Source organism: Streptococcus sp. FSL W7-1342 (assembly GCF_037966635.1).
GTDB lineage: Bacteria > Bacillota > Bacilli > Lactobacillales > Streptococcaceae > Streptococcus > Streptococcus salivarius_D.
This window is the reverse complement of record NZ_CP150200.1, coordinates 363,233-384,737: the sequence shown is the minus strand read 5'-3', so window position 1 is coordinate 384,737 and position 21,505 is coordinate 363,233. Positions and strand designations below refer to the sequence as shown.

At 41.4% G+C, this 21,505-nt stretch carries 20 protein-coding genes and 1 other annotated feature; of the genes, 3 read left to right on the top strand and 17 right to left on the bottom strand.

Going from position 1 to position 21,505, the window contains the following annotated elements; translation table 11 throughout:
* From rplU to NSQ79_RS02010, 6 genes are all read right to left on the bottom strand, one after another.
* Nucleotides 1–315: a 50S ribosomal protein L21 gene (gene rplU / locus NSQ79_RS02035; protein ID WP_014633552.1), complete on the bottom strand. Its 315-nt coding sequence runs from the start codon at nucleotides 313–315 to the stop codon at nucleotides 1–3.
* 40 nt (nucleotides 316–355) lie between these two features.
* Nucleotides 356–430, bottom strand: a sequence feature (ribosomal protein L21 leader region).
* Nucleotides 431–542: 112 nt separating this feature from the next.
* Nucleotides 543–1,079, bottom strand: coding sequence for a GNAT family N-acetyltransferase (locus NSQ79_RS02030; RefSeq protein WP_014633553.1), 537 nt, complete (start codon nucleotides 1,077–1,079; stop codon nucleotides 543–545).
* 4 nt (nucleotides 1,080–1,083) lie between these two features.
* The gene (gene gtfB, locus NSQ79_RS02025; protein ID WP_049529167.1) at nucleotides 1,084–2,403 is read right to left on the bottom strand and encodes an accessory Sec system glycosylation chaperone GtfB; all 1,320 of its coding nucleotides are present in this window, start codon (nucleotides 2,401–2,403) and stop codon (nucleotides 1,084–1,086) included.
* Complete coding sequence (gtfA, locus tag NSQ79_RS02020; RefSeq protein WP_045769278.1) at nucleotides 2,396–3,907, bottom strand: accessory Sec system glycosyltransferase GtfA; 1,512 nt, start codon at nucleotides 3,905–3,907, stop codon at nucleotides 2,396–2,398. Before gtfA ends, gtfB begins: the two co-directional genes overlap by 8 nt.
* Before the next feature lie 105 nt (nucleotides 3,908–4,012).
* Nucleotides 4,013–5,236: a tRNA uracil 4-sulfurtransferase ThiI gene (gene thiI / locus NSQ79_RS02015; RefSeq protein ID WP_045001918.1), complete on the bottom strand. Its 1,224-nt coding sequence runs from the start codon at nucleotides 5,234–5,236 to the stop codon at nucleotides 4,013–4,015.
* A 54-nt stretch (nucleotides 5,237–5,290) separates the two neighbouring features.
* Nucleotides 5,291–6,436, bottom strand: coding sequence for a cysteine desulfurase family protein (locus tag NSQ79_RS02010; protein WP_013990112.1), 1,146 nt, complete (start codon nucleotides 6,434–6,436; stop codon nucleotides 5,291–5,293).
* Nucleotides 6,437–6,544: 108 nt separating this feature from the next.
* Between NSQ79_RS02010 and NSQ79_RS02005 the strand changes: the two genes are divergently transcribed.
* Together NSQ79_RS02005 and NSQ79_RS02000 are read left to right on the top strand one after the other, a co-directional pair.
* Nucleotides 6,545–7,006, top strand: coding sequence for a DUF6556 family protein (locus NSQ79_RS02005; protein ID WP_073686703.1), 462 nt, complete (start codon nucleotides 6,545–6,547; stop codon nucleotides 7,004–7,006).
* Between the two features lie 44 nt (nucleotides 7,007–7,050).
* Entirely contained in the window at nucleotides 7,051–8,295 is a 1,245-nt protein-coding gene (locus tag NSQ79_RS02000; RefSeq protein WP_014633558.1) for a folylpolyglutamate synthase/dihydrofolate synthase family protein, read from the top strand.
* A 277-nt stretch (nucleotides 8,296–8,572) separates the two neighbouring features.
* On the opposite strand, the gene gorA is transcribed toward NSQ79_RS02000, so the two are convergent.
* The 5 genes from gorA to NSQ79_RS01975 all read right to left on the bottom strand — a co-directional run bounded on the left by gorA (nucleotide 8,573) and on the right by NSQ79_RS01975 (nucleotide 15,519).
* Entirely contained in the window at nucleotides 8,573–9,925 is a 1,353-nt protein-coding gene (gorA, locus tag NSQ79_RS01995) for a glutathione-disulfide reductase (protein ID WP_013990108.1), read from the bottom strand.
* A gap of 146 nt (nucleotides 9,926–10,071) precedes the next feature.
* Nucleotides 10,072–12,048 carry a fructose-specific PTS transporter subunit EIIC gene (locus tag NSQ79_RS01990; protein WP_013990107.1) on the bottom strand — a complete coding sequence of 659 codons (1,977 nt, stop codon included), beginning with the start codon at nucleotides 12,046–12,048 and terminating at the stop codon, nucleotides 10,072–10,074.
* On the bottom strand, nucleotides 12,045–12,956 hold the full coding sequence (gene pfkB, locus NSQ79_RS01985; protein ID WP_002885581.1) for a 1-phosphofructokinase: 912 nt from the start codon (nucleotides 12,954–12,956) through the stop codon (nucleotides 12,045–12,047). Before pfkB ends, NSQ79_RS01990 begins: the two co-directional genes overlap by 4 nt.
* Complete coding sequence (locus NSQ79_RS01980; protein ID WP_014633945.1) at nucleotides 12,953–13,699, bottom strand: DeoR/GlpR family DNA-binding transcription regulator; 747 nt, start codon at nucleotides 13,697–13,699, stop codon at nucleotides 12,953–12,955. The genes pfkB and NSQ79_RS01980 overlap by 4 nt, the downstream gene beginning before the upstream one ends.
* Nucleotides 13,700–13,911: 212 nt before the next feature.
* On the bottom strand, nucleotides 13,912–15,519 hold the full coding sequence (locus NSQ79_RS01975) for a ribonuclease Y (protein WP_002885478.1): 1,608 nt from the start codon (nucleotides 15,517–15,519) through the stop codon (nucleotides 13,912–13,914).
* A gap of 143 nt (nucleotides 15,520–15,662) precedes the next feature.
* On the opposite strand from NSQ79_RS01975, the gene NSQ79_RS01970 reads away from it, so the two are divergent.
* Nucleotides 15,663–16,145, top strand: a complete 483-nt coding sequence (locus NSQ79_RS01970; protein WP_002885585.1) for an S-ribosylhomocysteine lyase — start codon at nucleotides 15,663–15,665, stop codon at nucleotides 16,143–16,145.
* Between the two features lie 28 nt (nucleotides 16,146–16,173).
* Here NSQ79_RS01970 and NSQ79_RS01965 read toward each other — a convergent pair whose 3' ends face one another.
* The 6 genes from NSQ79_RS01965 to fabF form a co-directional block, all read right to left on the bottom strand.
* On the bottom strand, nucleotides 16,174–16,944 hold the full coding sequence (locus NSQ79_RS01965; RefSeq protein ID WP_002886662.1) for an acetyl-CoA carboxylase carboxyl transferase subunit alpha: 771 nt from the start codon (nucleotides 16,942–16,944) through the stop codon (nucleotides 16,174–16,176).
* Nucleotides 16,941–17,807 (bottom strand): acetyl-CoA carboxylase, carboxyltransferase subunit beta, encoded by an 867-nt coding sequence (accD, locus tag NSQ79_RS01960; protein WP_045769285.1) that lies wholly within the window; start codon nucleotides 17,805–17,807, stop codon nucleotides 16,941–16,943. The genes NSQ79_RS01965 and accD overlap by 4 nt, the downstream gene beginning before the upstream one ends.
* Before the next feature lie 5 nt (nucleotides 17,808–17,812).
* Nucleotides 17,813–19,183 (bottom strand): acetyl-CoA carboxylase biotin carboxylase subunit, encoded by a 1,371-nt coding sequence (locus NSQ79_RS01955; protein WP_002885488.1) that lies wholly within the window; start codon nucleotides 19,181–19,183, stop codon nucleotides 17,813–17,815.
* A 118-nt stretch (nucleotides 19,184–19,301) separates the two neighbouring features.
* Nucleotides 19,302–19,727 carry a 3-hydroxyacyl-ACP dehydratase FabZ gene (gene fabZ / locus NSQ79_RS01950; protein WP_002885470.1) on the bottom strand — a complete coding sequence of 142 codons (426 nt, stop codon included), beginning with the start codon at nucleotides 19,725–19,727 and terminating at the stop codon, nucleotides 19,302–19,304.
* Nucleotides 19,724–20,218, bottom strand: a complete 495-nt coding sequence (gene accB / locus NSQ79_RS01945) for an acetyl-CoA carboxylase biotin carboxyl carrier protein (protein WP_002885548.1) — start codon at nucleotides 20,216–20,218, stop codon at nucleotides 19,724–19,726. Before accB ends, fabZ begins: the two co-directional genes overlap by 4 nt.
* A gap of 3 nt (nucleotides 20,219–20,221) precedes the next feature.
* Nucleotides 20,222–21,454: a beta-ketoacyl-ACP synthase II gene (gene fabF / locus NSQ79_RS01940; RefSeq protein ID WP_002885574.1), complete on the bottom strand. Its 1,233-nt coding sequence runs from the start codon at nucleotides 21,452–21,454 to the stop codon at nucleotides 20,222–20,224.
* Between the last annotated feature and the right edge of the window lie 51 nt (nucleotides 21,455–21,505).

Here is a 21,505-nt window from a genome sequence, read left to right as displayed (position 1 = left end):
TTACGCGTTGATAGCGTTGATAACAACTTTTGTATAAGGTTGACGGTGACCTTGTTTACGGTGGCTACCCTTTTTAGGTTTGTATTTGAAAGTAACAACTTTCTTTTGTTTACCTTGTTTTTCGATAGTTCCGATAACAGTAGCTCCCTCAACAACTGGAGTACCTACTACAGTTTTATCACCACCGACAAGAACAACTTCGTTAAAAGTTACTTCTGATCCTGCTTCAGCGTTGATTTTTTCAACGTAGATTGCTTGACCTACTTCAACTTTAACTTGTTTTCCACCAGTTTTGATGATTGCGTATGTGCTCATGATGCACCTCCTATTAAGATTTTTAATGTGTCTGAGGTTTCCCTCTGTGAAGACTCGCCTAGTACTGCGGGGACGAACCCACTTGCAAACAGTAGTCGTGCGGTTGCACAGGACGTGCATTTAGTCAACGTTACAATTCTATCATTTTTTCCCTCTAATGACAAGAGAAAAAGTTATTTTGATTATTCTTATTCTGCTCATTGATATTTAGCCAAGTAATGATTCCCCTACTCAACCCTTATACCATATTTTCCTAAGAAGGTCTTAGCTAGATCCTGCTCTAAATCAGCTAAACAAAGGCTCCTATCCGTTGTCAAAATTTGATAGCGTTCAGTCCCTTCGAAATAGAAGTGATTCAATAGCTGATAGCCATTTCGCTCATAAAATGCTAAACGTTTTAAGCGCTGATTACGGTTAGAAGCATCCTCCTCATCCATGGGTTCAATCGTAAGCACACACGGTCGTACCCCTGCTTCTTTCTTAACTTGTGCCAAAATCTGACTGCCATATCCCTGAGATTGTTTACTTTCCTCAACTGCAAGAAAAAGTAGGTAGACCAGGTTGTCAGTATAAATGGTATAGGTCAAGCCAACGAAGACTTCCTGATCAAAGTAGGCCAAGAAAGATTGTCCTCTTTTCAAGCCGTTCCAAGACAATTGCCAGAGTGGGAGACGCTCTTCCACAGGAAAAGCCACTTCATAAAGCGAAGCGACCTTCTTAAATGTTGGTGTCAGAGGATAAATGTTACGAACCTCTAATGTCATTTCCCTAACCAATAATCTTCTTATAATCTTCTGGTGTTGCTACATGAGCATGCTCACGTTGGCGATCAAGCAAGTGATTAAGGAAGTCACGGTTACCCAAGGCTTCTTTAAGCGTTTGCTTAAATTGACCAGCATTCATTGGTGAGAAGATATTACTTGACGCGGTATACTCAGGACCATGGCTAGTGTTCGTAAAGGCAAGGATAAGCAAGTTATTTTCAAAGGCAGCACGTGTCGCTGACAAGATTTCATTTTGATGGTTAATATCCAAGTAGAAATCAGCTTCCTTATAAAGGCGCTTAACCTGCTCTGTCGTAATATTAGGGTAAAGGCTAACATTACTATATTTAGCCAAATCCATCAAGCGACTTGACATTTCTGTAATGGCCCCAACATGATAATGCATGGTAGGCACTTCACTGACAATGCTTTCCAAATGTTCAATCTGGTCTGAGTTGGTCAAGATAAGCGCTTGATTTTGGAAGTTGTTCTGACGGGCAAATGGATACATGAATCCAAGGAAGGCCACGCGAGAAGCCTGCTCTGGACTAACCAACTTTAGAAGATTCGTATAAGCTGTGTAATCTTGTACAACAATCTTAGTCTGACGATGGTTGCTCTCAAGAAGCAGACGCATATTCCCAGGAACTGAATCAGTGATAGGTTCTTGCCAGAAGAGAACGTCTTGACCAGAATTTGGAAGATTCATAGTTGTCAAGAAAGGTGTCGCCAATGAGTTGTATAGAATACGACTCAAATCATAACCAGCTTCTTTAAGATAGAAGACGACAAATTCAGATTTGTTTTTGAAAATGTAGACCTTGTCTTTCCAATTCAAGATAACGTCTTTAGTCAAATGGTTGATGACGATAACTTCCTTGTTGTCTGGAGTGAAATAGCTGGTAATGGTCGCTTCTTGCTTAACGTTATAGGTTGTTTGTGAGAAACGGTAACCCTTGTTATTGTAGCGATCAGTCACGCGCAAGCGTCCTGACTCATCATACCAGTCCACGGCTTTAACCAGACGTTGGTGAGCAGGATGCGCATAATGAATATGACCACGTTTCTTATCAAAACGGAAGATTTCCGCATTGCTATTCGTTCCTATAATTTCCCAGTAGTCAGGCGCAGGTACCTGATTAAAGTAAAGCGCAGAACCTTGAACCTTGTCAAAACCAGTGAAATAAAGGTAGGGTGAGGTCACATCACTAGGCAGAAAGCCATCATCTGAAAGACAAACTGTTGTATTTACATAGCCAGCGACAATCAGTGAGTAATGGAGATCCCAACTACCCTGACTATAGTTTTCAAATAAATTAATCATGACTAGTCATCTCCTTTACTAAGTTAAGCCACTTCTGCTCGATTTCCTCTGTCAAAAAGCCTTTGGCGATATCATAAGAAACTTGATGAACATGCTCCAAATCTGAGCGATTGAAGAAGGCTACAATTTTCTCTGCCAAGGCAGCTACGATAGCAGGCTCATCATCTTTTTCAAAACGAGGAATGAGGTACCCATTCTCATTATCCTTGATAAAGGTTTGGTTCCCATAACGAACATCAAAACCAATCATACCTAGACCAGATCCCACAGCTTCTAGAAGTGTCAAGCCAAACCCTTCACTCTTAGAACCTGATAGGTAAAGTTCGTAGTCCTTGTAGACTTCTGTCAAGTCTTGGTGACCTTTAAGGTGGATATAATCCTGAGCTTGATTTTCCTCGATAATGGCCTTAAGTTTGGTTTCTTCAGCACCTGTTCCATAGATATCAAAGTTTACTTGTGGCAGACTTTCTTTAGCCTTAACGACAGCCTTGGCCAACCAGTCCACGTGTTTTTCATTGGCCAAACGTGAGGCTGTGATGATAGAGAATGGTTTACGCTCTCCTTCAGGCTTTCTCAGTTTATCCACACTTCCCACAGGGATGGTTACGATATGAGGCGTAAACGGTGTGTATTTATTGAACTGATCTAGCATAATGCTACGTTGACGTTCTGTCGCTGTGATAAAGAAATCAACCTTATCTGCATTGCTGAATTGGTACTCGTAGAAGTTATTCCATAAAATAGTCTTGTCTGTCACAGCATTTTCACTAAAGTGCTCTGCATGAACCACAACCCCAAGCTTAGCAGGTTTGGTGTTACGGAAAACAGCCTGTCCGGTACCAGTTGCACGGTCCAAGATGACGATATCCTGGTCAGTTAGGCCAAGTTGCGACATAAAGTAGGCAATAAACTCATGCTTAGAAGACAAAATCTTATCTGGGAAACGGAAGACACTATCCTTTCCATCAACAATTTCATCATAGGCAACACTACCATCCTCATTGAAGAAACGACGTTGATAGAGGTGAGCCTTATTGTCTACCGGTGTGTAGTACTCTGTGAACATCTTAGTGTAAGAGTAAAAATCTTTACGGATTAAGCAACCACGCGATACTTTTTCCACACGGTGAACGATATCTTCACCCTCTTTACGCAAGTAGGCTGCATAGAAGATATCTTCCTTGGCACAAAAGAGCTTAACCACTTTACCATTAATCTCACGACGCGTGATGTCATAAGGAATTTCCTTTTCCAAATCCTTGACAGTATAGGTCGTTGGAGCAATTTTTAGGTCTGTAAAATAGCTGTAGAGCCAGATGATGTCTTCATCCTCAAACCCCATGTTACGGGTCAAATCAGAAAGATTGTCCTGCAAGAACATATCCATAAAGACAAATTTGGCCTTAATACCTGTGTTTTTGAAAATTGTAGAACGATAGGCCTGGGCGTACTCAACACCACTTGATGCCCAACCGATTCCTAAATTGATGTTATAAACAGTCATGTATTTTCCTTTCTGGGTAAAAGTTCAACATCGACATTTCTTTTTCGACATACCTAAGTCTAGTAGCAGCTAAGCACTACTATGTTAGTACTATAGCCTCCTAGACTAGAGCAAGTCTTCGATAAGTGTATCCACTTCGTCTTGCGCCTCTTCAATAGGTGTGATTTCAGTCACCATGATTCCTGCAACCGCACGTTCAACCAAGGCGTCAACATCCATACGACGTTCATATTGTTCAACGTTTTTGATTTTTGGATTAGTCTTTGGACGGTCAGGTGCAAAGATGGTACAGCAATCCTCAAAAGGTTGGATGGAAATGTCAAAGGTATCAATTTTTTGTGCCAAATCAATGATTTCCAACTTGTCCATAGTGACAACCGGGCGAATCACTGGCGTACATGTAACAGCATTAATCGCCTGCATAGACTCCATAGTCTGACTAGCAACCTGACCAAGACTTTCACCATTGATAATCACAAGACCTCGGCGTTCTTCACGGATACGATCCGTAATACGCATCATAAAGCGACGTGTCAAGGTCATCAAATAAGCTTCTGGTGCTTTTTCTTTGATTTCCTCTTGAATTTCAGTAAATGGTACTTCGATGAACTGAATATTACCACCAAATTTAGTCAACTTACGGGTCAAATCTTGAGCCTTTTTAAGAGCTCCAGGGCTAGTGTAAGGAGGACTTGCAAAGTGGACAGCTTCAATATCCACACCACGTTTAAGGGCAAGATAACCTGCCACTGGCGAATCAATCCCACCTGAAAGCATGAGCATTCCTTTACCAGCAGTACCTACAGGTAGACCGCCTGCTCCTTTGATTTCCTCGTGAGAAATATAAGCCGCCTCGGCACGAATTTCTACCTTAAGATTGACATCTGGTCCCTTCATCTGAGCCTTAATGTCAGGCAATACATCAAAGACTGCATTTCCTAAAGTAAGATTGAGCTCGCGACTGTCGAGAACAAAGTCATGGTCACTACGTTTGGCAGTTACTTTAAAAGTGAGACCATCACGATAGAGTCCAGTCATAATGTCTTGAACAGCTTTTTTCAAAACTTCGACATCTTTTTCAAACTTGTAAACAGGACTAAAGGCTTGAATACCAAAAATTTGCTTCAAAGACTCTGCTACTGGCTCGTAGTCTGTACCATTGAGGTAGATATGTCCACGATCTCGATCAAAAGTCACTTTAACATCTGGATAGATGGATAGGACATCCTTAATATTATTTCTAAGTTTATTGATAAATCGCATACGGTTCTTGCCCTTAGTAGACAATTCACCATAGCGAACCATAATTTCTGAATATGTTAGTGTCATTCCTTTTCCTTTTAAATGTGAATTTAGTTTTATTGTTTAATCGATTAAATCTTGCTATCTCACTTTTTGTGTCTTGGCGTAGACCTGCTTGAAAATCGTGAGGAACTGTTCCACCTGTCCCATATCATTGTCATCATCAAGACTGATACGAACAGCTGTTTGAGCTAACTTAGTCGGTACACCCATAGAAATAAGGGTTCCCGCTGGTTTACCCGCCTTAGATGAACATGCTGATGTCGTTGAAATATAGATTTGATGCTCTTCAAAAGCATGGACAATAACTTCACCACGAACACCCTTGATTCCAAAGGTCAAAATATTGGGAGCAAAGTCTTCACCCTCACCTGAGAAAATAGTAATATCCTCGTACTTAGCCAATTCGTCAAAGATAATCTTTTTCATCTTGGCAATTTTAGGAAGAGAAAATTCCTCTTTGTCAGTTACCAAGCGCAAGGCCTTGGCCATACTCGCAATGCCGGCAACATTTTCAGTCGTTGAACGGAAATCTTTTTCTTGACCACCACCGGTTAAGAGCGGAGTAATCTTTTTCCCTGCTTTTTTGTAGACAAAACCGACACCACGAACAGCATGAAACTTGTGACCAGAAAATGTCGCAAAATCTACACGGTCAGTTAAATAGGACGATACTGGAATCTTCCCAATAGCCTGAACAGCATCCACATGGAAAGATATGGTAGGCTCATTAGCCAAGAGATCTGAGATGGCTTGAATAGGTTGGATTGATCCGATTTCATTATTAACAGCCATAACCGAAACCAAGATCGTGTCAGGGCGTAATAATTCAGCAAGAGCTTCAACATCCACAAACCCTTGCTCATTTACTGGTGCATAAGACACCTCGAAACCATGCTCTGAAAGCCATTTGGCAGATTCTTTTACCGCAGGGTGTTCAATATCAGAAACAATGATGTGTTTGCCGTAAGGCTCTTTTTCGAAAGCTACACCTTTGATGACCCAGTTATCACCTTCGGTTCCTCCAGACGTAAAGAAAATCTCATCGGCTGATTTTCCAATGAGTTCCGCAACTTGCTTACGAGAAGCCTCCAAAATACGTGTCGCAGATGTTCCTAATTGGTGTAGGCTGGATGGGTTCCCAAAAATTTTAGTAGCCACTTCTTGATAGGTTCTAAGTGCCTCTGGATAAGGCACCGTCGTGGCTGAATTATCAAAATAAATCATGATTTTTCCTCGATTTTTATTTACTATTTATTATAGCATAATTTTTTTAGCAATTTTTGCGAGAAAATCATATAATAGAAAGTACGAAATATTTTTAAGGAGAGCATCATGTCTGAAAATTACTCACGCCGTAATCATTCATCAAAAGAAGAAAAAAAATCTGCCCCAAATGTGACTGAACACGTTACAAAAGGCTTCACTGCCTTCCAAAAAGTCCTTACTGCCGTCGGGACAATTTTGTCAATCATCGTGGCTTCAATCACCATCATGAATTTCACAGCCTCTAAAAATAAGGACACTTCTGATTCATCAGCCAATCAATCAACTGTAGTCATCAAAGAAGGCAATAATAAGACTCAAGAATCAAGTGCTACCTCATCTAGTTATGGCAATGCGACTGATTCAGAAACAGAAACAAGTAGCCAAGCAGGAACTAACACCTATTCGTCATCTGCAGATACAACAACGGGTGGCAATACGACTACCTCTTCATCAGTAGCTACTGCAGATACAACATCTGGCAATGCGACTACTGGTGGCGCAACAACTGGTGATGCCGCTTCTAACTAAAACATATAAAAGGCTAGGAAACCCTGCCTTTTTTCTATAATCCTATGAACTATACAGAAACTCTAAATTTTATCCATTCTTTCAAGGGCAATGGCCGTCGCCCTCAACTCGAACGTATGCGTTGGCTCTTGAAACAAGCCGGAAATCCTCAGACTCACTTTCCAACGGTGCATATAGTCGGGACCAACGGTAAGGGATCAACAACTAGCTACCTACAAAATATCCTAACAAAGTCAGGCTATCAGGTCGGGACTTTCACCTCCCCTTATATTACTCGCTTCAACGAACGTATTAGCATTAACGGCACAGAAATCCCTGATAAAGATTTGATTAGCCTTGTTGCGAAAGCTCAGGTTCTACTCGATGATTTAGAAGAGCACACTGCTTTTGAGCGACCAACGGAATTTGAATTGGTCACCTTACTCATGTTCCTCTACTTTGACCTTAAACAGGTTGATATGGCTATCATTGAGGCTGGAATTGGTGGACGCCTTGATTCGACCAATGTTCTTTCGCCAGAGCTTGTCATCTGTACTTCGATTGGCTTTGATCACACTGAGACCTTGGGCGATAGCCTTTTGGACATTGCCAATCATAAGGCAGGCGTCATGCGAAAAAACACACCTATCTTACTTGGTCGTGTCTCTGCAGAAGTTGAACATTTCTTCAACCAAAAATCACATGACCTACAAGCTCCTTTAGCCATCATTGATAGGGAAATTCAGCTGCTTCCGAAGGACAATCAAACGATCCAAATTTCTTATGACCATTGGGAAAGTCCAAATCTTAAGCTACCAATGTTAGGACAGCATCAAGAAAACAATGCTGGGCTAGCTGTCACTGCTGCCCATCTCCTAGCTCAAACATTTCCTAAGATTACCGATAAGAGCACCCAAGAGGGAATCGAAGAGACGCATTGGCCTGGTCGTAGTGAGTGGATAGGAAATAACATTTACCTAGATGGTGCTCATAATCCTCAAGGAATTGCTAGCTTAAAACAGGTACTAAAAGATAACTTCGCTAATCGTAGGGTACACATCCTCTTTGCAGGACTTAGACGAAAGCCTTTGGCAGACTTACTAGAGGAATTGAAAGATTATGATATAACGGTAACCAGCTTTGACCTTTTTGAGGCACTGCCCTTGAATGACTATCCCAAAGACTTCAAACGTGTAGCCGACTATAGAGACTGGCTAGCACAAGCTGAATCAGCAAATCCTGATGACTTATTTGTTGTCACTGGATCTCTTTACTTTATCTCAGAAGTAAGAAACTACTTAATTAAATAAAATAAGGCCTGAAGGCCTTTTTTATTTAGACAGTCTATAGCTTTACACAAAGTGTAGGCTGCTATTTGAACACAAAGAAAAGTCTGAAACTCTCAGTTAACAGACTTCACTTGTCTATCGCATCGTTACAAATTCTTCTGAACCTGTTGGATGGATGGTTTCCATAGCCAAAAAGGCTATGGAAATTCGCAAGGGAATTCCCTTGCGATTACTTTCAATTGAAGCCATTCAGACACAAAGAAAGGTCTGAAACTCTCGGTTAACAGACTTCACTTTTCTATCTCATCGTCACAAATTCTTCTGAACCTGTTGGGTGAATGGCAACCGTATTATCAAAATCAGCCTTAGTTGCTCCCATCTTAATGGCCACAGAGAAACCTTGAATCATCTCATCAACACCATAGCCAATACCGTGAAGGCCAATGATTTTTTCATCCTCACCAAGCGTTACTAATTTCATAGTTGAAGGCTGACGATTGTCTCCAAGGGCCGTATACATTGGTGTGAAACTAGATTTATAAACCTTAATATTCTCCGCACCATACTTAGCGATTGCTTTTTCTTCAGTCAAGCCAACAGAACCAATAACTGGATGGCTAAAGACCACGGTGGCTACATCAGTGTAATCAAGCTTAGCATCAGCTTTATTGTTGAAGAGTCTCTCTGACAATTGACGTCCAGCCTTGACTGCAACTGGTGTCAAATCAAGTTTACCAGTTACATCGCCAAGGGCATAGATTCCAGGAACAGATGTATTTTCAAACTCATCCGAATAGATTGTTCCTTTTTCAGTCAGTTTAACACCTGTCTTTTCAAGTCCAAAACCAGAGGTGTTGGCTGCGCGTCCAATAGCCCAGATGAGGCAATCAACAGTAATCGTTTCTCCATTATCAAAACTAATGGTCAAGGAATCATCTGCATTCTTCACTACCTCTGTCACATTAGCATGCGTATGGAGGGTCGGACCAGATTTAGCCATTTCATCAACTAAAACATCAACGATATCCTTATCAAAGGTACGCAATGGACGATCTTTACGCACAAAGAGGTGTGTATCACTTCCAAGAGCATTGAGAACACCAGCAACCTCAACGGCGATGTAGCCAGCACCAATAACAGCTGTACGTTTTGGCACCTCATCTAGTTCAAAGAAACCATCGGAGGTAATCCCATATTCACTACCTGGAATGTTTGGATAAAGGGCGTGACCACCAGTCGCAATAAGGATATGGGGTGCTGTATAACGCTCACCCGCTACTTCAACCGTATGAGGGTCAACAAATCTTGCATACTCGTATACACGTTCAACGCCATTGCTATCAAAACCACGCTCATAAGAACCATGGATACGGTCGATATAAGCCTGACGATTGGCCTTAAGCGTTGCAAAATCAAACTTATTAATCGTCACATCAAAACCGTACTCACCTGCATAACGGTGAAGGGTTTCAGCAACCTGAGCACCATACCACATGACCTTTTTAGGCACACAACCTACATTGACACAGGTACCTCCGACCTCTTTTCCTTCAAAGAGAATAACCTTAGCACCATGCATGGCAGCACGATTGGCACTGGCAATACCACCAGAACCACCACCAATGACAATATAATCGTATTCTTTTACCATATTTTACCTCTTATGTTGCTTTATACAGCGTATTAGCTACTAGATAGCCATTTCTGCCTATACTTTATCATAAAATAGGTACCCTGACAAAAATCTGCTACGACACAAAAAACAATCCCGTCACGACGAGATTGTTTTGTCATATCTTATTTATCAAGTGGCTTGCGGAGGAATCCGAAGAGGATACCTGATACCACAGCACCAATCAAGATGAAGAGAAGGTAGAGAAGGGCATTTGATGTGAGGGCAATTACGAAGATACCTCCGTGTGGTGCCATCAATTTGATTCCTGCCATACCTACAAGAGCACCTGTAAGAGCTGAACCGACGATAAAGCTTGGGATAGCGCGTGCTGGGTCAGCTGCACCAAATGGGATCGCACCTTCAGTGATGAATGAGAGTCCCATAACGATGTTTGTCAAACCAGAGTTGCGTTCTTCTTCAGAAAATTTATCTTTAAACAAGAGTGTTGCTACAAATACTGCCAACGGAGGAACCATACCAGCCGCCATAACTGCTGCCATAACAACTGAACCACCTGAAGTTACTGTTGCTGCGAGAGTACCTGTACCAAAGACATAAGCTGCTTTGTTGACTGGTCCACCCATATCCACTGCCATCATACCACCAACAAGGAGACCAAGTAGTACGGCTGAGCTTCCTGACAAGCTTGACAAGAAGTTATTAAGACCAGTATTAATTGCTGCCATTGGGATATTTACTGCCAACATCAAGAAACCAGTAGCAAATACACCAAGAAGTGGCAAGAGCAAGATAGAACGGATTCCTTCAAGGGCACGTGGAATACCTGCCAAGAGTTTACGAAGAACAAGGATAACACCACCTGCAAGGAAACCACCAACAAGAGCTCCAAGGAAACCTGAAGATACGCCAGCAAGGGCAAGGGTTGCTTTACCACCTGAAGCAAATGGAACACCACCAAAGGCTGCACCACTTGAAGCAATAGCACCAGCTACGAAACCTGATACCAAACCTGGTTTTTCAGCGATAGAGTAAGCAATGTAACCTGCAAGTACTGGAAGCATGAAGCCAAAGGCAGCGCCACCAATTGCCTTGAATTGAGCAGCAATTTCATGGTAAGAACCAAGTTGTGACAATTGATCTTTAGGAACACCCATGATTTGGTCAAGTAAGAAGGCAAGCGCAATCATGATACCACCACCGATAACGAATGGAAGCATTTGTGATACCCCACTCATCAAGTGTTTATAGAAGGCACCACCGAGGCTCAATTTCTCACTTGATTCTTGAGCAGCTCCAGCATTTTCGGCATGGAAGACTTCAGCCTTACCATCCAAGATATTTTGGATTAATTCTTGAGGTTGACGAATACCTGCAGCGACTGGTTTAGAAAGCAATTTTTTACCATCGAAACGTGCTGTTTCAACTGCCTTGTCTGCTGCTACGATAACACCTACAGCCTTACTGATTTCTTCGGCAGTCAAAGGTGTTCCGACACCTGAAGCACCGTTAGTTTCAACACGAACATTGACACCCATTTCTTCACCTGTTTTAATTAGTGATTCTTCAGCCATGTAAGTGTGAGCAATACCAGTTGTACAAGCTGTTACGGCTACGATAAGTGGTTTATCGCTTGAAGCTGCTTCTTTAACAGCTTGTGCTTTCTTAGCTTCCTCAGCTTGTGCTTCTTCTTCACCCGTATTGAAAGCAGCAATCACTTCATCTGGAGAAGTCACCTTACGCAAACGATCTGCAAAACCATCTTGCATAAGGTATTTTGACAACTCAGCAAGGGCTGCCAAGTGAGTGTCATTTGCTCCCTCTGGAGCAGCAATCATAAAGAAGAGGTCTGTAGGTTGACCATCAAGTGATTCGTAATCTACACCTTTATTAGATTTAGCAAAAAGTACTGTTGCTTCTTTTACTGCAGCATTTTTGCTGTGTGGCATAGCGATTCCATCACCCAAACCAGTTGATGTTTGTGCTTCACGAGCCATAATACCTGCTTTGAAAACATCAAAGTCAGTCACAACACCATTGTCAACCAAGCTGTTAATCATTTCATCGATAGCAGCTTCTTTTGTAGTTGCTTGAAGGTCAAGCAACATTACTTTTTTGTTCAGTAAATCCTGAATTTTCATAGTTTTTCTACCTCTACTTTATTGTATGTTTCTTTAATAAATTCAATTGTCGCTAAGTCATCTGAGAAAGCTGTAGATGTTCCACACGCTACTCCCCACTTGAGAGCCTCAATCGGATCACCAGATTTAACAAACTCACCAGTGAAACCAGCAACCATAGAGTCACCCGCACCAACAGAGTTTTTAACTGTTCCCTTGATTGGTTTGGCAAAATAAGCAGCCTCTGGTGTGACAAGCAGCGCTCCATCACCTGCCATTGAGATGATAACGTTCTGTGCCCCCTTAGCAAGGATTTCACGCGCATATTTTTCAACATCAGCCAAACCATTAAGTTTGACATTGAAAATAGCTTCTAACTCATGGTTATTTGGTTTAACCAAGAGTGGTTGGTAAGCCAAGGAATCAAGCAAGGTTTGTCCTTCAAAGTCACAGACAACCTGTGCACCCGTTTCACGCACTAGTGGAATCAATTTGTTATAGACCTTATTTCCAAGATTGCTTGGTGCTGATCCAGCAAAAACAACCACATCATCGGCACTTACACTTGAAAGAACTGCTTCCAATTCAGCCAATTGATACTCATTAATGACAGGTCCTGCACCATTAATTTCAGTTTCTTGGTCAGCCTTGATTTTAACATTAATACGTGTGTCTTGATCCACTGCTACAAACTTGGTTTTAATGCCCTCTGCATCCAAACCATCTGTCACAAAACGTCCTGTAAAACCACCGATGAAGCCCGTTGCAGTATTATCAACACCTAAGCGTTGCAAAATACGACTAACATTAATACCCTTACCGCCAGCGAACTTATCATCACTCTCCATACGGTTAACTTCACCAATCTCTACTTTATCGATACGAACAATGAAGTCGATTGATGGATTCAGCGTTACAGTATAAATCATACTTCAATAACCCTCGTTTTCTCTTTTAATTCTTTTAGGAGCTCTTCTTCCGAAGCATTTGTAATTATGGTTACTTTTTCAACCTCAGCTACCTTAGCATAGGTAATCTGACCAAGTTTAGAGGCATCAGCTAGAACATAGGCTTTTTGCGCATTAGCTATAACCGTCCGTTTGATAACTGCCTCTTCCATGTCTGGTGTGGTGAAATAATGAGCATCAACGCCATTAGCACCAATGAAAGCACAATCAAAATTCAGTTGTCTGATTTGCTCTTGAGCAGTACTTCCAATAGACGCATCCGTTGAATGTTTAACCTTTCCTCCAACAATCCTAGTGCTAACACCAAGATCTACCAGCTTAACCGCATGATGGATAGAATTAGTCACAACCGTTACCTGACGATTGGCCAAATGTGGAATCAAAAGTTCATTTGTTGTACTAGCCTCAAGAAAGACGACATCACCTTCCTTAATCAAATCGGCAGCATAACCAGCTAACTGAGCCTTTTCTTGAACGTTTCTAATAGCTTTTTGACTATTGGCAATTTCTTCCTTTAGACCATGAATGCTTTCAGCACCACCATGAACACGTTTAAGTTGGCCATCTGCCGCTAACTCGTCCAAGTCACGACGAATCGTCGACTCGGAAGTATCACTTAACAAAACAGTTAGGTTTTCCAAAGTGACAAAACCATCTTGTTTCAACTGAGACAAGATAATCTGCTTACGTTCAGACTTTAGCATAATCTCTCCTTCTGTAATCGTTTACAGAATCTATTATACTCAATTTTTAATAACTGTCAACTAAAATCAGTCAAAAAAAATCAAAATATTTCATTATAAAATACTAATCTACCAAAATGACGCAATTTGATAAGAAAGTTCTTACATTTTCAAAAAGAATACAACCTTTCAGTATCAAGTGCAAAATAAAAAAGCCTTGCGGCTCTCTTATCTTATTTGGCATAGTCAACTGCACGGAATTCACGAATGACTGTAACCTTAATATTTCCTGGGTAATCCAAGTTCTTCTCGATTTGTTCACGTACCTTGTGAGACAAGATTGTAACTTCATCATCTGAGATTTTGTTTGGATGAACCATAATACGAATCTCACGACCAGCTTGAAGGGCGAAGCTTGTTTGAACACCGTCAAAGCTTGATGCAATTTCTTCCAAATCACGAAGGCGTTTGACGTAATTCTCAACAGATTCATTACGAGCCCCTGGACGAGCCGAACTCAAAGCATCTGCTGCAGCTACAATAACTGCAATGACGCTCTCAGGTTCTACATCGCCATGGTGGCTGGCAATAGCGTTAACCACAACTGGATGTTCTTTGTACTTACGTGCAAACTCAGCACCAATCTCTACGTGACTACCTTCGACTTCTTTGTCAATGGCTTTCCCCATATCGTGAAGGAAACCAGCACGACGAGCGAGGGCAACATTCTCACCCAATTCACCAGCCATGATACCTGCTAGTTTACCAACTTCAACTGAGTGACGAAGTACGTTTTGACCATACGACGTACGGAACTGCAAGCGTCCCATAATCTTGATCAAATCAGGGTGAAGATTCATAGCGCCAATTTCGTAGGCTGCCTCTTCACCATATTCACGGATACGGTTATCCATTTCCTGACGGCTCTTCTCAACCAACTCTTCAATACGAGCTGGATGGATGCGTCCATCCTTAATCAAGGCTTCGAGAGTCATACGTGCAATTTCACGACGAACGGGATCGAAACCAGAAAGGACAACCACTTCTGGAGTATCGTCAATAATAACGTCAATACCTGTTAGACTTTCAAGCGTACGGATGTTACGCCCCTCACGTCCAATGATACGACCTTTCATATTGTCATCTGGAAGGTGAACAGTAGTTACTGTTTGTTCAGTAACATAATCTCCAGCCAAGCGTTGCATAGCTTGCGCCAACACGTTTTTGGCTTTCTTATCAACAGTATCTTTAACCTGTGCTTCTGCATCTTTGATACGTGTTGCAATCTCATGAGTCAGATTATTCTCAGTCTCCGTTAAGATTACCTCACGCGCTTCTGCAATGGTCATTTGACCAACACGTTCAAGTTCAGCCTGCTTCTCAGCCTCCAACTGAGTCACATTCTCTTCACGCTCATTAAGATGTTTAGATTTGTCAGCAAGACTCTGCTCTTTCTTCTCGAGGGCAAGTTCTTTACTTGATAGATTTTCATCCTTACGATCAAGGCTAGTGGCACGTTCTGTCAAACGATTTTCCATCTGTTTAAGCTCTTGACGTTCAGATTTGAATTCTTTTTCAATATCTTCTCGATATTTTCTAGCTTCCTCTTTTGCTTCTAACAAGAACTCTTTACGTTGAGCCTTACTCTCGCGTTCAGCAGTCACACGCAGATGATCTGCATCATGCTCTGCCTGACTACGAAGGTTCACAGCGTCTTGTTCTGCCTTTAGCAAGGTAGTTTCTGCTTGTTCCTTAGCTTTGCTAAGTTTAATAGAAATTGCTAAATATCCAACGACTAAACCAATGAGTGCAAAGACAACTAAAATTATCATGTTTATCATGTCTTTACCTCAACTTTTCTAAGGTTTCCCTAAAGAAAACCGTCTTCTAGTGTATCATATTTATAGCGATTTCTCAAATATATACTAGAACTTTAAACTGATTTTATGGTATCATAACTCTATTAGAATAGGGAGGTATTACCATGCCAAAAGACGTTACTGTTGAAAGTTTTGAACTTGATCACACCATTGTAAAAGCACCTTATGTGCGTCTTATTTCAGAGGAAGTTGGACCTAAAGGAGATATCATTACAAACTTTGATATCCGTTTGATTCAACCTAATGAAAATAGTATTGACACAGGTGGTCTTCACACTATCGAACACCTACTCGCTAAACTGATCCGTCAACGTATCGATGGACTTATTGATTGCTCACCATTTGGTTGCCGTACAGGCTTCCATATGATTATGTGGGGTAAACAAGATCCTACAGAAATTGCTAAAGTTATCAAATCTAGTCTTGAAGCTATTGCTAACGAGATTACATGGGAAGATGTTCCAGGAACTACCATTGAATCTTGTGGTAACTACAAGGATCACAGTCTTCATTCAGCTAAGGAATGGGCTAAACTTATCCTCGAACAAGGTATCTCAGACCAAGCCTTCGAACGTCATACCGTTTAAAAAACATTGGGATATATCCCAATGTTTTTTAGTATTTTCTAAAACGTTGATAACGCGCTTCAAGCAAGTCCTCTGTTGATAATTGGCTTAATTCTGCCAACTCATCTACAATTGCTGTCTTAATTGCTTCAATAATTTCACTTGTAAAGTAACCACGTTCTGGAATCACCTTATCAACGATTCCCATATTAAGCAACTCGCCTGATGTAATCTTCATCAACTCTGCTGCCTCTTCTGAACGTGAGCCATCTTTCCAGAGAATAGTCGCAAACCCTTCCGGACTCAAGATAGAGTAGATGGTATTTTCAAGCATCCAAACCTTATCGGCTACCGCCAAGGCAAGAGCTCCTCCCGAACCACCTTCACCAATGATGATGGCAATAATTGGCACCTTAAGATCACTCATTTCCATAAGGTTACGCGCAATTGCCTCACCTTGTCCACGTTCCTCTGCTCCAACACCAGGATAAGCACCTGCAGTATTGATAAAGGTAACAACTGGACGTCCAAACTTTTCAGCCTGTTTCATGAGGCGAAGAGCCTTACGATAGCCCTCTGGATGAGGTTGCCCAAAGTTACGGTTAAGGTTATCTTGTAGGTTTCTACCTTTTTGGATACCCACTACAGTAACCGCTTGGCCATTTAAACGACCAATACCACCAATAATGGCACCATCGTCACGGAAATTACGGTCGCCATGAAGTTCGATAAAGTCATCGAAGATTCCTTGGGCAAAGTCCAAAGCAGTTAAACGGCCTTGGTCACGCGCTTCTTTTAAAATACGTGCTACGTCGCTCATTGAACACCTCCATGGAATGATAAGAGTGTGGCAATGGTATCAGCCAACTCTGTACGTTTAACAATGGCATCAACAAAACCATGTTCTTGAAGGAACTCAGCCTTTTGGAAATCATCTGGCAAAGTTTCGCGAACTGTGTTTTCAATAACACGACGACCTGCGAAACCAATCAAGGTTTGTGGCTCAGCTAAGATGATATCGCCTTCCATGGCGAAACTTGCTGTAACTCCGCCAGTTGTTGGATCTGTCAATACAGTCAAATACAACAAGCCAGCATTCGAATGACGTTTTACAGCGGCTGAAATCTTGGCCATCTGCATCAAACTCATGATTCCTTCTTGCATACGGGCACCACCAGATGCTGTAAAAATAACAACTGGAAGTTTTTCCTCAATCGCATGTTCAAAGAGTTTGGTGATTTTCTCACCAACAACAGTTCCCATTGAAGCCATGATAAAGTTAGAATCCATAATGGCCAAGGCTGTTTTTTGCCCCTTGATACTTGCAACACCAGTTACAACAGCTTCATCAAGACCCGTTTTTTCCTTAGTCGCTGCTAATTTCTCCATATAACCTGGGAAATTCAATGGATTTTCAGTTTTAATACCAGTAAAAAGTTCTTGGAATGACCCCTCATCAACCGTTAAATCGAGACGTTCTTTAGCTGAAATACGGAAGGTATAAGAACAATTTGGACAAATTTTAGCTTGTCCCAAGTCCTTTTGATAAATAGCTTGTTTACAACCAGGACATTTGGCAAAAAGTTCATCTGGAACTTCTGGCACTTGGTGATCAATCCCATTACGTACAGAACGGTTAGGATTGATACGGATATACTTTTCTTTTCGATCAAATAATCCCATAAACTTTATTCCTCACGATTCTGATAATCTGGTAGGAAAGTCTCCATCAAGAAGGAAGTATCATAATCCCCAGCGATAACGCTACGATCTGAAATCAAATCCAACTGGAAGTCAGCATTAGTCACAACACCATCGATTTCTAGCTCATAAAGAGCACGTTGCATCTTCATGAGTGCCTCAAATCGATTCTCTCCATGAACAATGATTTTGGCAATCATTGAATCATAGTAAGGTGGAATAGTATAGCCAGGATAAACTGCACTGTCTACACGGAGACCAACGCCACCACTAGGTAGGTAGAGGTTGCTAATTTTCCCTGGACTAGGTGCAAAGTTGAACTTAGGATTTTCTGCATTGATACGACACTCAATAGCATGTCCCTTGATTTCAATATCATCTTGGGTCACAGAGAGTTTTTCACCTGCGGCAATACGGATTTGTTCTTTAACAATATCCACACCACTTACAAATTCTGTAACTGGGTGCTCAACCTGAACACGGGTATTCATTTCCATGAAATAGAACTGACCTGTTTTTTCATCAAGAAGAAACTCAATAGTACCCGCATTTTCATAATTAACAGCCTTAGCAGCACGGACGGCCGCTGAACCAATTTCGTGACGAAGAGTCTTACCAATAGCAACTGAAGGTGATTCTTCCAAGACCTTTTGGTTATTACGTTGAAGAGAGCAATCACGCTCACCTAGGTGAACAATGTTACCGTAGCTATCTCCCAAAATTTGAACCTCGATATGACGAGCTGGGTAAATAACTTTTTCAATATACATCGCCCCATTACCAAAGGCTGCTTTAGCTTCTTGTGACGCAGATTCGAAAGCGGGAGCTAACTCTTCTTCAGTGTTAACCTTACGAATCCCCTTACCGCCACCACCAGCAGAAGCCTTAAGCATCACTGGGTAACCAAGACGGTTGGCAACTTCCAAAGCCTCCTCAGCTGTAAAGACTTCACCATCTGAACCAGGAATTACAGGGACATTAGCCTTAATCATTTCAGCACGGGCATTGATTTTGTCACCCATCTTGTCCATGACTTCGCCTGAAGGACCAATAAACTTGATGTTCATTTCTTCACAGAGAGTGGCAAATTTAGAGTTTTCACTCAAGAAACCAAACCCTGGATGAATAGCTTGAGCCTCAGTCACAATAGCAGCTGATAGGACACGATTCATATTCAAATAAGAATCCGTTGATTTTGCAGGCCCGATACAAATAGCTTCATCAGCAAGCATAGTATGGAGAGAATCCTTATCTGCTTCAGAATAAATAGCAACCGTTTGGATACCCAATTCACGCGCTGCACGGATAATACGCACTGCAATTTCACCACGATTGGCAATCAATAATTTTTTAAACATAAAACAAGATAACATCAGACATTTTTTGATAGTCTGTGTTGATTTCCTTTCTATGTGATAGACCAATGTCTAAAGAAAAATCCTTTCCGACTGTCGCCAGAAGGATTTTCACAAAACATTAGCTTCCAATAGCAAAAGTCAAAGTACCTGATGCAGCAAGTTTACCATCGACTTCAGCCTTAGCTTCAACAACAGCAATTGTTCCACGACGTTTAACAAACTTAGCTGTCATAACAAGTTGGTCACCTGGAACCACTTGTTTTTTAAATTTAACCTTATCCATACCTGCGTAAAAGACTAATTTGCCTTTGTTTTCAGGTTTAGACAATTCAAGAACACCAGCTGTTTGCGCAAGAGCTTCCATGATAAGAACGCCAGGCATAACTGGGTATTGAGGAAAATGTCCATTAAAGAAAGGTTCATTGATCGTTACATTTTTAATAGCTGTGATTTCGTCTTCTGAAACTTCTAGCACACGGTCAACCAAAAGCATTGGATAACGGTGTGGTAAAGCTTCACGAATAGCATTAATATCAATTGTCATTTGATGCGTACCAATCCTTTTCCGTAGTCAACAACTTCTTCATTTGCTACCAAGATTTCAGTAATAACACCATCTTTAGGTGCTGGCACTTCATTCATAACCTTCATCGCTTCAACGATAAGAAGAGTTTGACCTTTCTTAACAGTGTCTCCAACAGAAACAAAGGCTGGTTTTTCAGGTGATGGAGACAAGTAAGCCACACCGACAAGTGGACTTTCAACCACTTCTCCTTCAGCAGCTTGAGCTGGTGCAGAAGCTTCTTCAACTGGTGTTGCTGGAGTTTCAACAGCAGCAGGTGCTGCTACTGGAGCAACCGGAGCCTGAGGAGCTGGCGCAACTACTTCAACTGTAGGAGCTACTGGGGCAGCTGTTACTGAACTTGTTTGATTTTTGCTCAAGTTCAATTCTTCACCATTGTTTTTGTATGAAAATTCACGCAAAGTTGATGCATCAAATTGAGCCAACAAATCTTTGATTTCAGAAATATTCATGAATTAAGCCTCCCAACGTTTAAAGGCAAGAACAGCATTGTGTCCACCAAAACCGAAAGTATTTGAAATTGCGTACTCAATATCAGCTTCTTGACCTTCACCATAAACAACATTAGCTTCGATGTAGTCAGACAATTCTTTTGTACCAGCAGTTTTCGGTACATAGCTATGACGAATAGCTTCGATTGTTGCAATAGCCTCAACCGCACCAGCAGCACCTAGCAAGTGACCTGTAAATGATTTAGTAGATGAAACTGGAACATCTTTACCAAGTACAGAAACAATGGCACCACTTTCACCTTTTTCATTGGCAGGTGTTGATGTCCCGTGAGCATTAACATAATCAACATCTTCAGGTTTGATACCAGCTTCATTGATAGCCAATTTAATTGCTTTAGCAGCACCAGAACCGTCTGGAGTTGGTGTTGTCATGTGGTAGGCATCACAGTTTGATCCGTAACCAACAATCTCAGCCAAGATGTTAGCACCACGTTTTTGAGCATGTTCCAAGCTTTCGATAACGAGAACCCCTGCACCTTCACCCATAACAAAACCATTACGGTCTTTATCAAATGGAATTGATGAACGTTCTGGATCCTCTGTTGTTGAAAGTGCTGTAAGAGCATTGAAACCACCGATACCAATCTTAGTGATTGAAGCTTCAGCACCACCAGCCAAGACAACATCATGCAAACCGAATTTAATTTCACGGAAGGCCTCACCGATTGCATCATTGGCAGAGGCACAAGCAGTCGTCACTGATTTACATACCCCTTGAGCACCAATTTTAAGAGCAATGTTACCAGCACCCATGTTTGAGAGTGCTTTAGGGATAAACATTGGTTTGATACGTTTCATACCACGTTCGTGCATACGAATGATTTGATCTTCAAGTTCTTGGAGACCACCGATACCAGATGACACGATAACACCAACACGATCACGATCTTCTTCTTCCATGTTAAGTCCTGAATTTTCAAGAGCTTCCATAGCAGCATAAATCGCATAAAGTGAGTAAGTGTCCATACGGTTAGTATCTTTTTTCACAAAGTATTTATCGAACGGGAAATCTTGGATTTCACCAGCGTTAAAGACTGGAATTTCAGAAGCATCAAACTTAGTAATTGGCTTGATACCAATTTTACCGTCATGAAGACTGTTCCAAAATTCTTCTGGTGTATTACCGATTGGTGAGGTTACGCCGTAACCTGTAACAACAACACGATTTGTAGACATATATATTCTCCTTTTGTCGGATGGATATTCTAGTAAATGTTTTTTTGATAT

Bases quoted from the DNA above. Each gene is read 5' to 3' on its own strand.
- rplU (WP_014633552.1), bottom strand. From the start codon at position 315: ATGAGCACATACGCAATCATCAAAACTGGTGGAAAACAAGTTAAAGTT.
- NSQ79_RS02030 (WP_014633553.1), bottom strand. From the start codon at position 1,079: ATGACATTAGAGGTTCGTAACATTTATCCTCTGACACCAACATTTAAG.
- gtfB (WP_049529167.1), bottom strand. From the start codon at position 2,403: ATGATTAATTTATTTGAAAACTATAGTCAGGGTAGTTGGGATCTCCAT.
- gtfA (WP_045769278.1), bottom strand. From the start codon at position 3,907: ATGACTGTTTATAACATCAATTTAGGAATCGGTTGGGCATCAAGTGGT.
- thiI (WP_045001918.1), bottom strand. From the start codon at position 5,236: ATGACACTAACATATTCAGAAATTATGGTTCGCTATGGTGAATTGTCT.
- NSQ79_RS02010 (WP_013990112.1), bottom strand. From the start codon at position 6,436: ATGATTTATTTTGATAATTCAGCCACGACGGTGCCTTATCCAGAGGCA.
- NSQ79_RS02005 (WP_073686703.1), top strand. From the start codon at position 6,545: ATGTCTGAAAATTACTCACGCCGTAATCATTCATCAAAAGAAGAAAAA.
- NSQ79_RS02000 (WP_014633558.1), top strand. From the start codon at position 7,051: ATGAACTATACAGAAACTCTAAATTTTATCCATTCTTTCAAGGGCAAT.
- gorA (WP_013990108.1), bottom strand. From the start codon at position 9,925: ATGGTAAAAGAATACGATTATATTGTCATTGGTGGTGGTTCTGGTGGT.
- NSQ79_RS01990 (WP_013990107.1), bottom strand. From the start codon at position 12,048: ATGAAAATTCAGGATTTACTGAACAAAAAAGTAATGTTGCTTGACCTT.
- pfkB (WP_002885581.1), bottom strand. From the start codon at position 12,956: ATGATTTATACTGTAACGCTGAATCCATCAATCGACTTCATTGTTCGT.
- NSQ79_RS01980 (WP_014633945.1), bottom strand. From the start codon at position 13,699: ATGCTAAAGTCTGAACGTAAGCAGATTATCTTGTCTCAGTTGAAACAA.
- NSQ79_RS01975 (WP_002885478.1), bottom strand. From the start codon at position 15,519: ATGATAAACATGATAATTTTAGTTGTCTTTGCACTCATTGGTTTAGTC.
- NSQ79_RS01970 (WP_002885585.1), top strand. From the start codon at position 15,663: ATGCCAAAAGACGTTACTGTTGAAAGTTTTGAACTTGATCACACCATT.
- NSQ79_RS01965 (WP_002886662.1), bottom strand. From the start codon at position 16,944: ATGAGCGACGTAGCACGTATTTTAAAAGAAGCGCGTGACCAAGGCCGT.
- accD (WP_045769285.1), bottom strand. From the start codon at position 17,807: ATGGGATTATTTGATCGAAAAGAAAAGTATATCCGTATCAATCCTAAC.
- NSQ79_RS01955 (WP_002885488.1), bottom strand. From the start codon at position 19,183: ATGTTTAAAAAATTATTGATTGCCAATCGTGGTGAAATTGCAGTGCGT.
- fabZ (WP_002885470.1), bottom strand. From the start codon at position 19,727: ATGACAATTGATATTAATGCTATTCGTGAAGCTTTACCACACCGTTAT.
- accB (WP_002885548.1), bottom strand. From the start codon at position 20,218: ATGAATATTTCTGAAATCAAAGATTTGTTGGCTCAATTTGATGCATCA.
- fabF (WP_002885574.1), bottom strand. From the start codon at position 21,454: ATGTCTACAAATCGTGTTGTTGTTACAGGTTACGGCGTAACCTCACCA.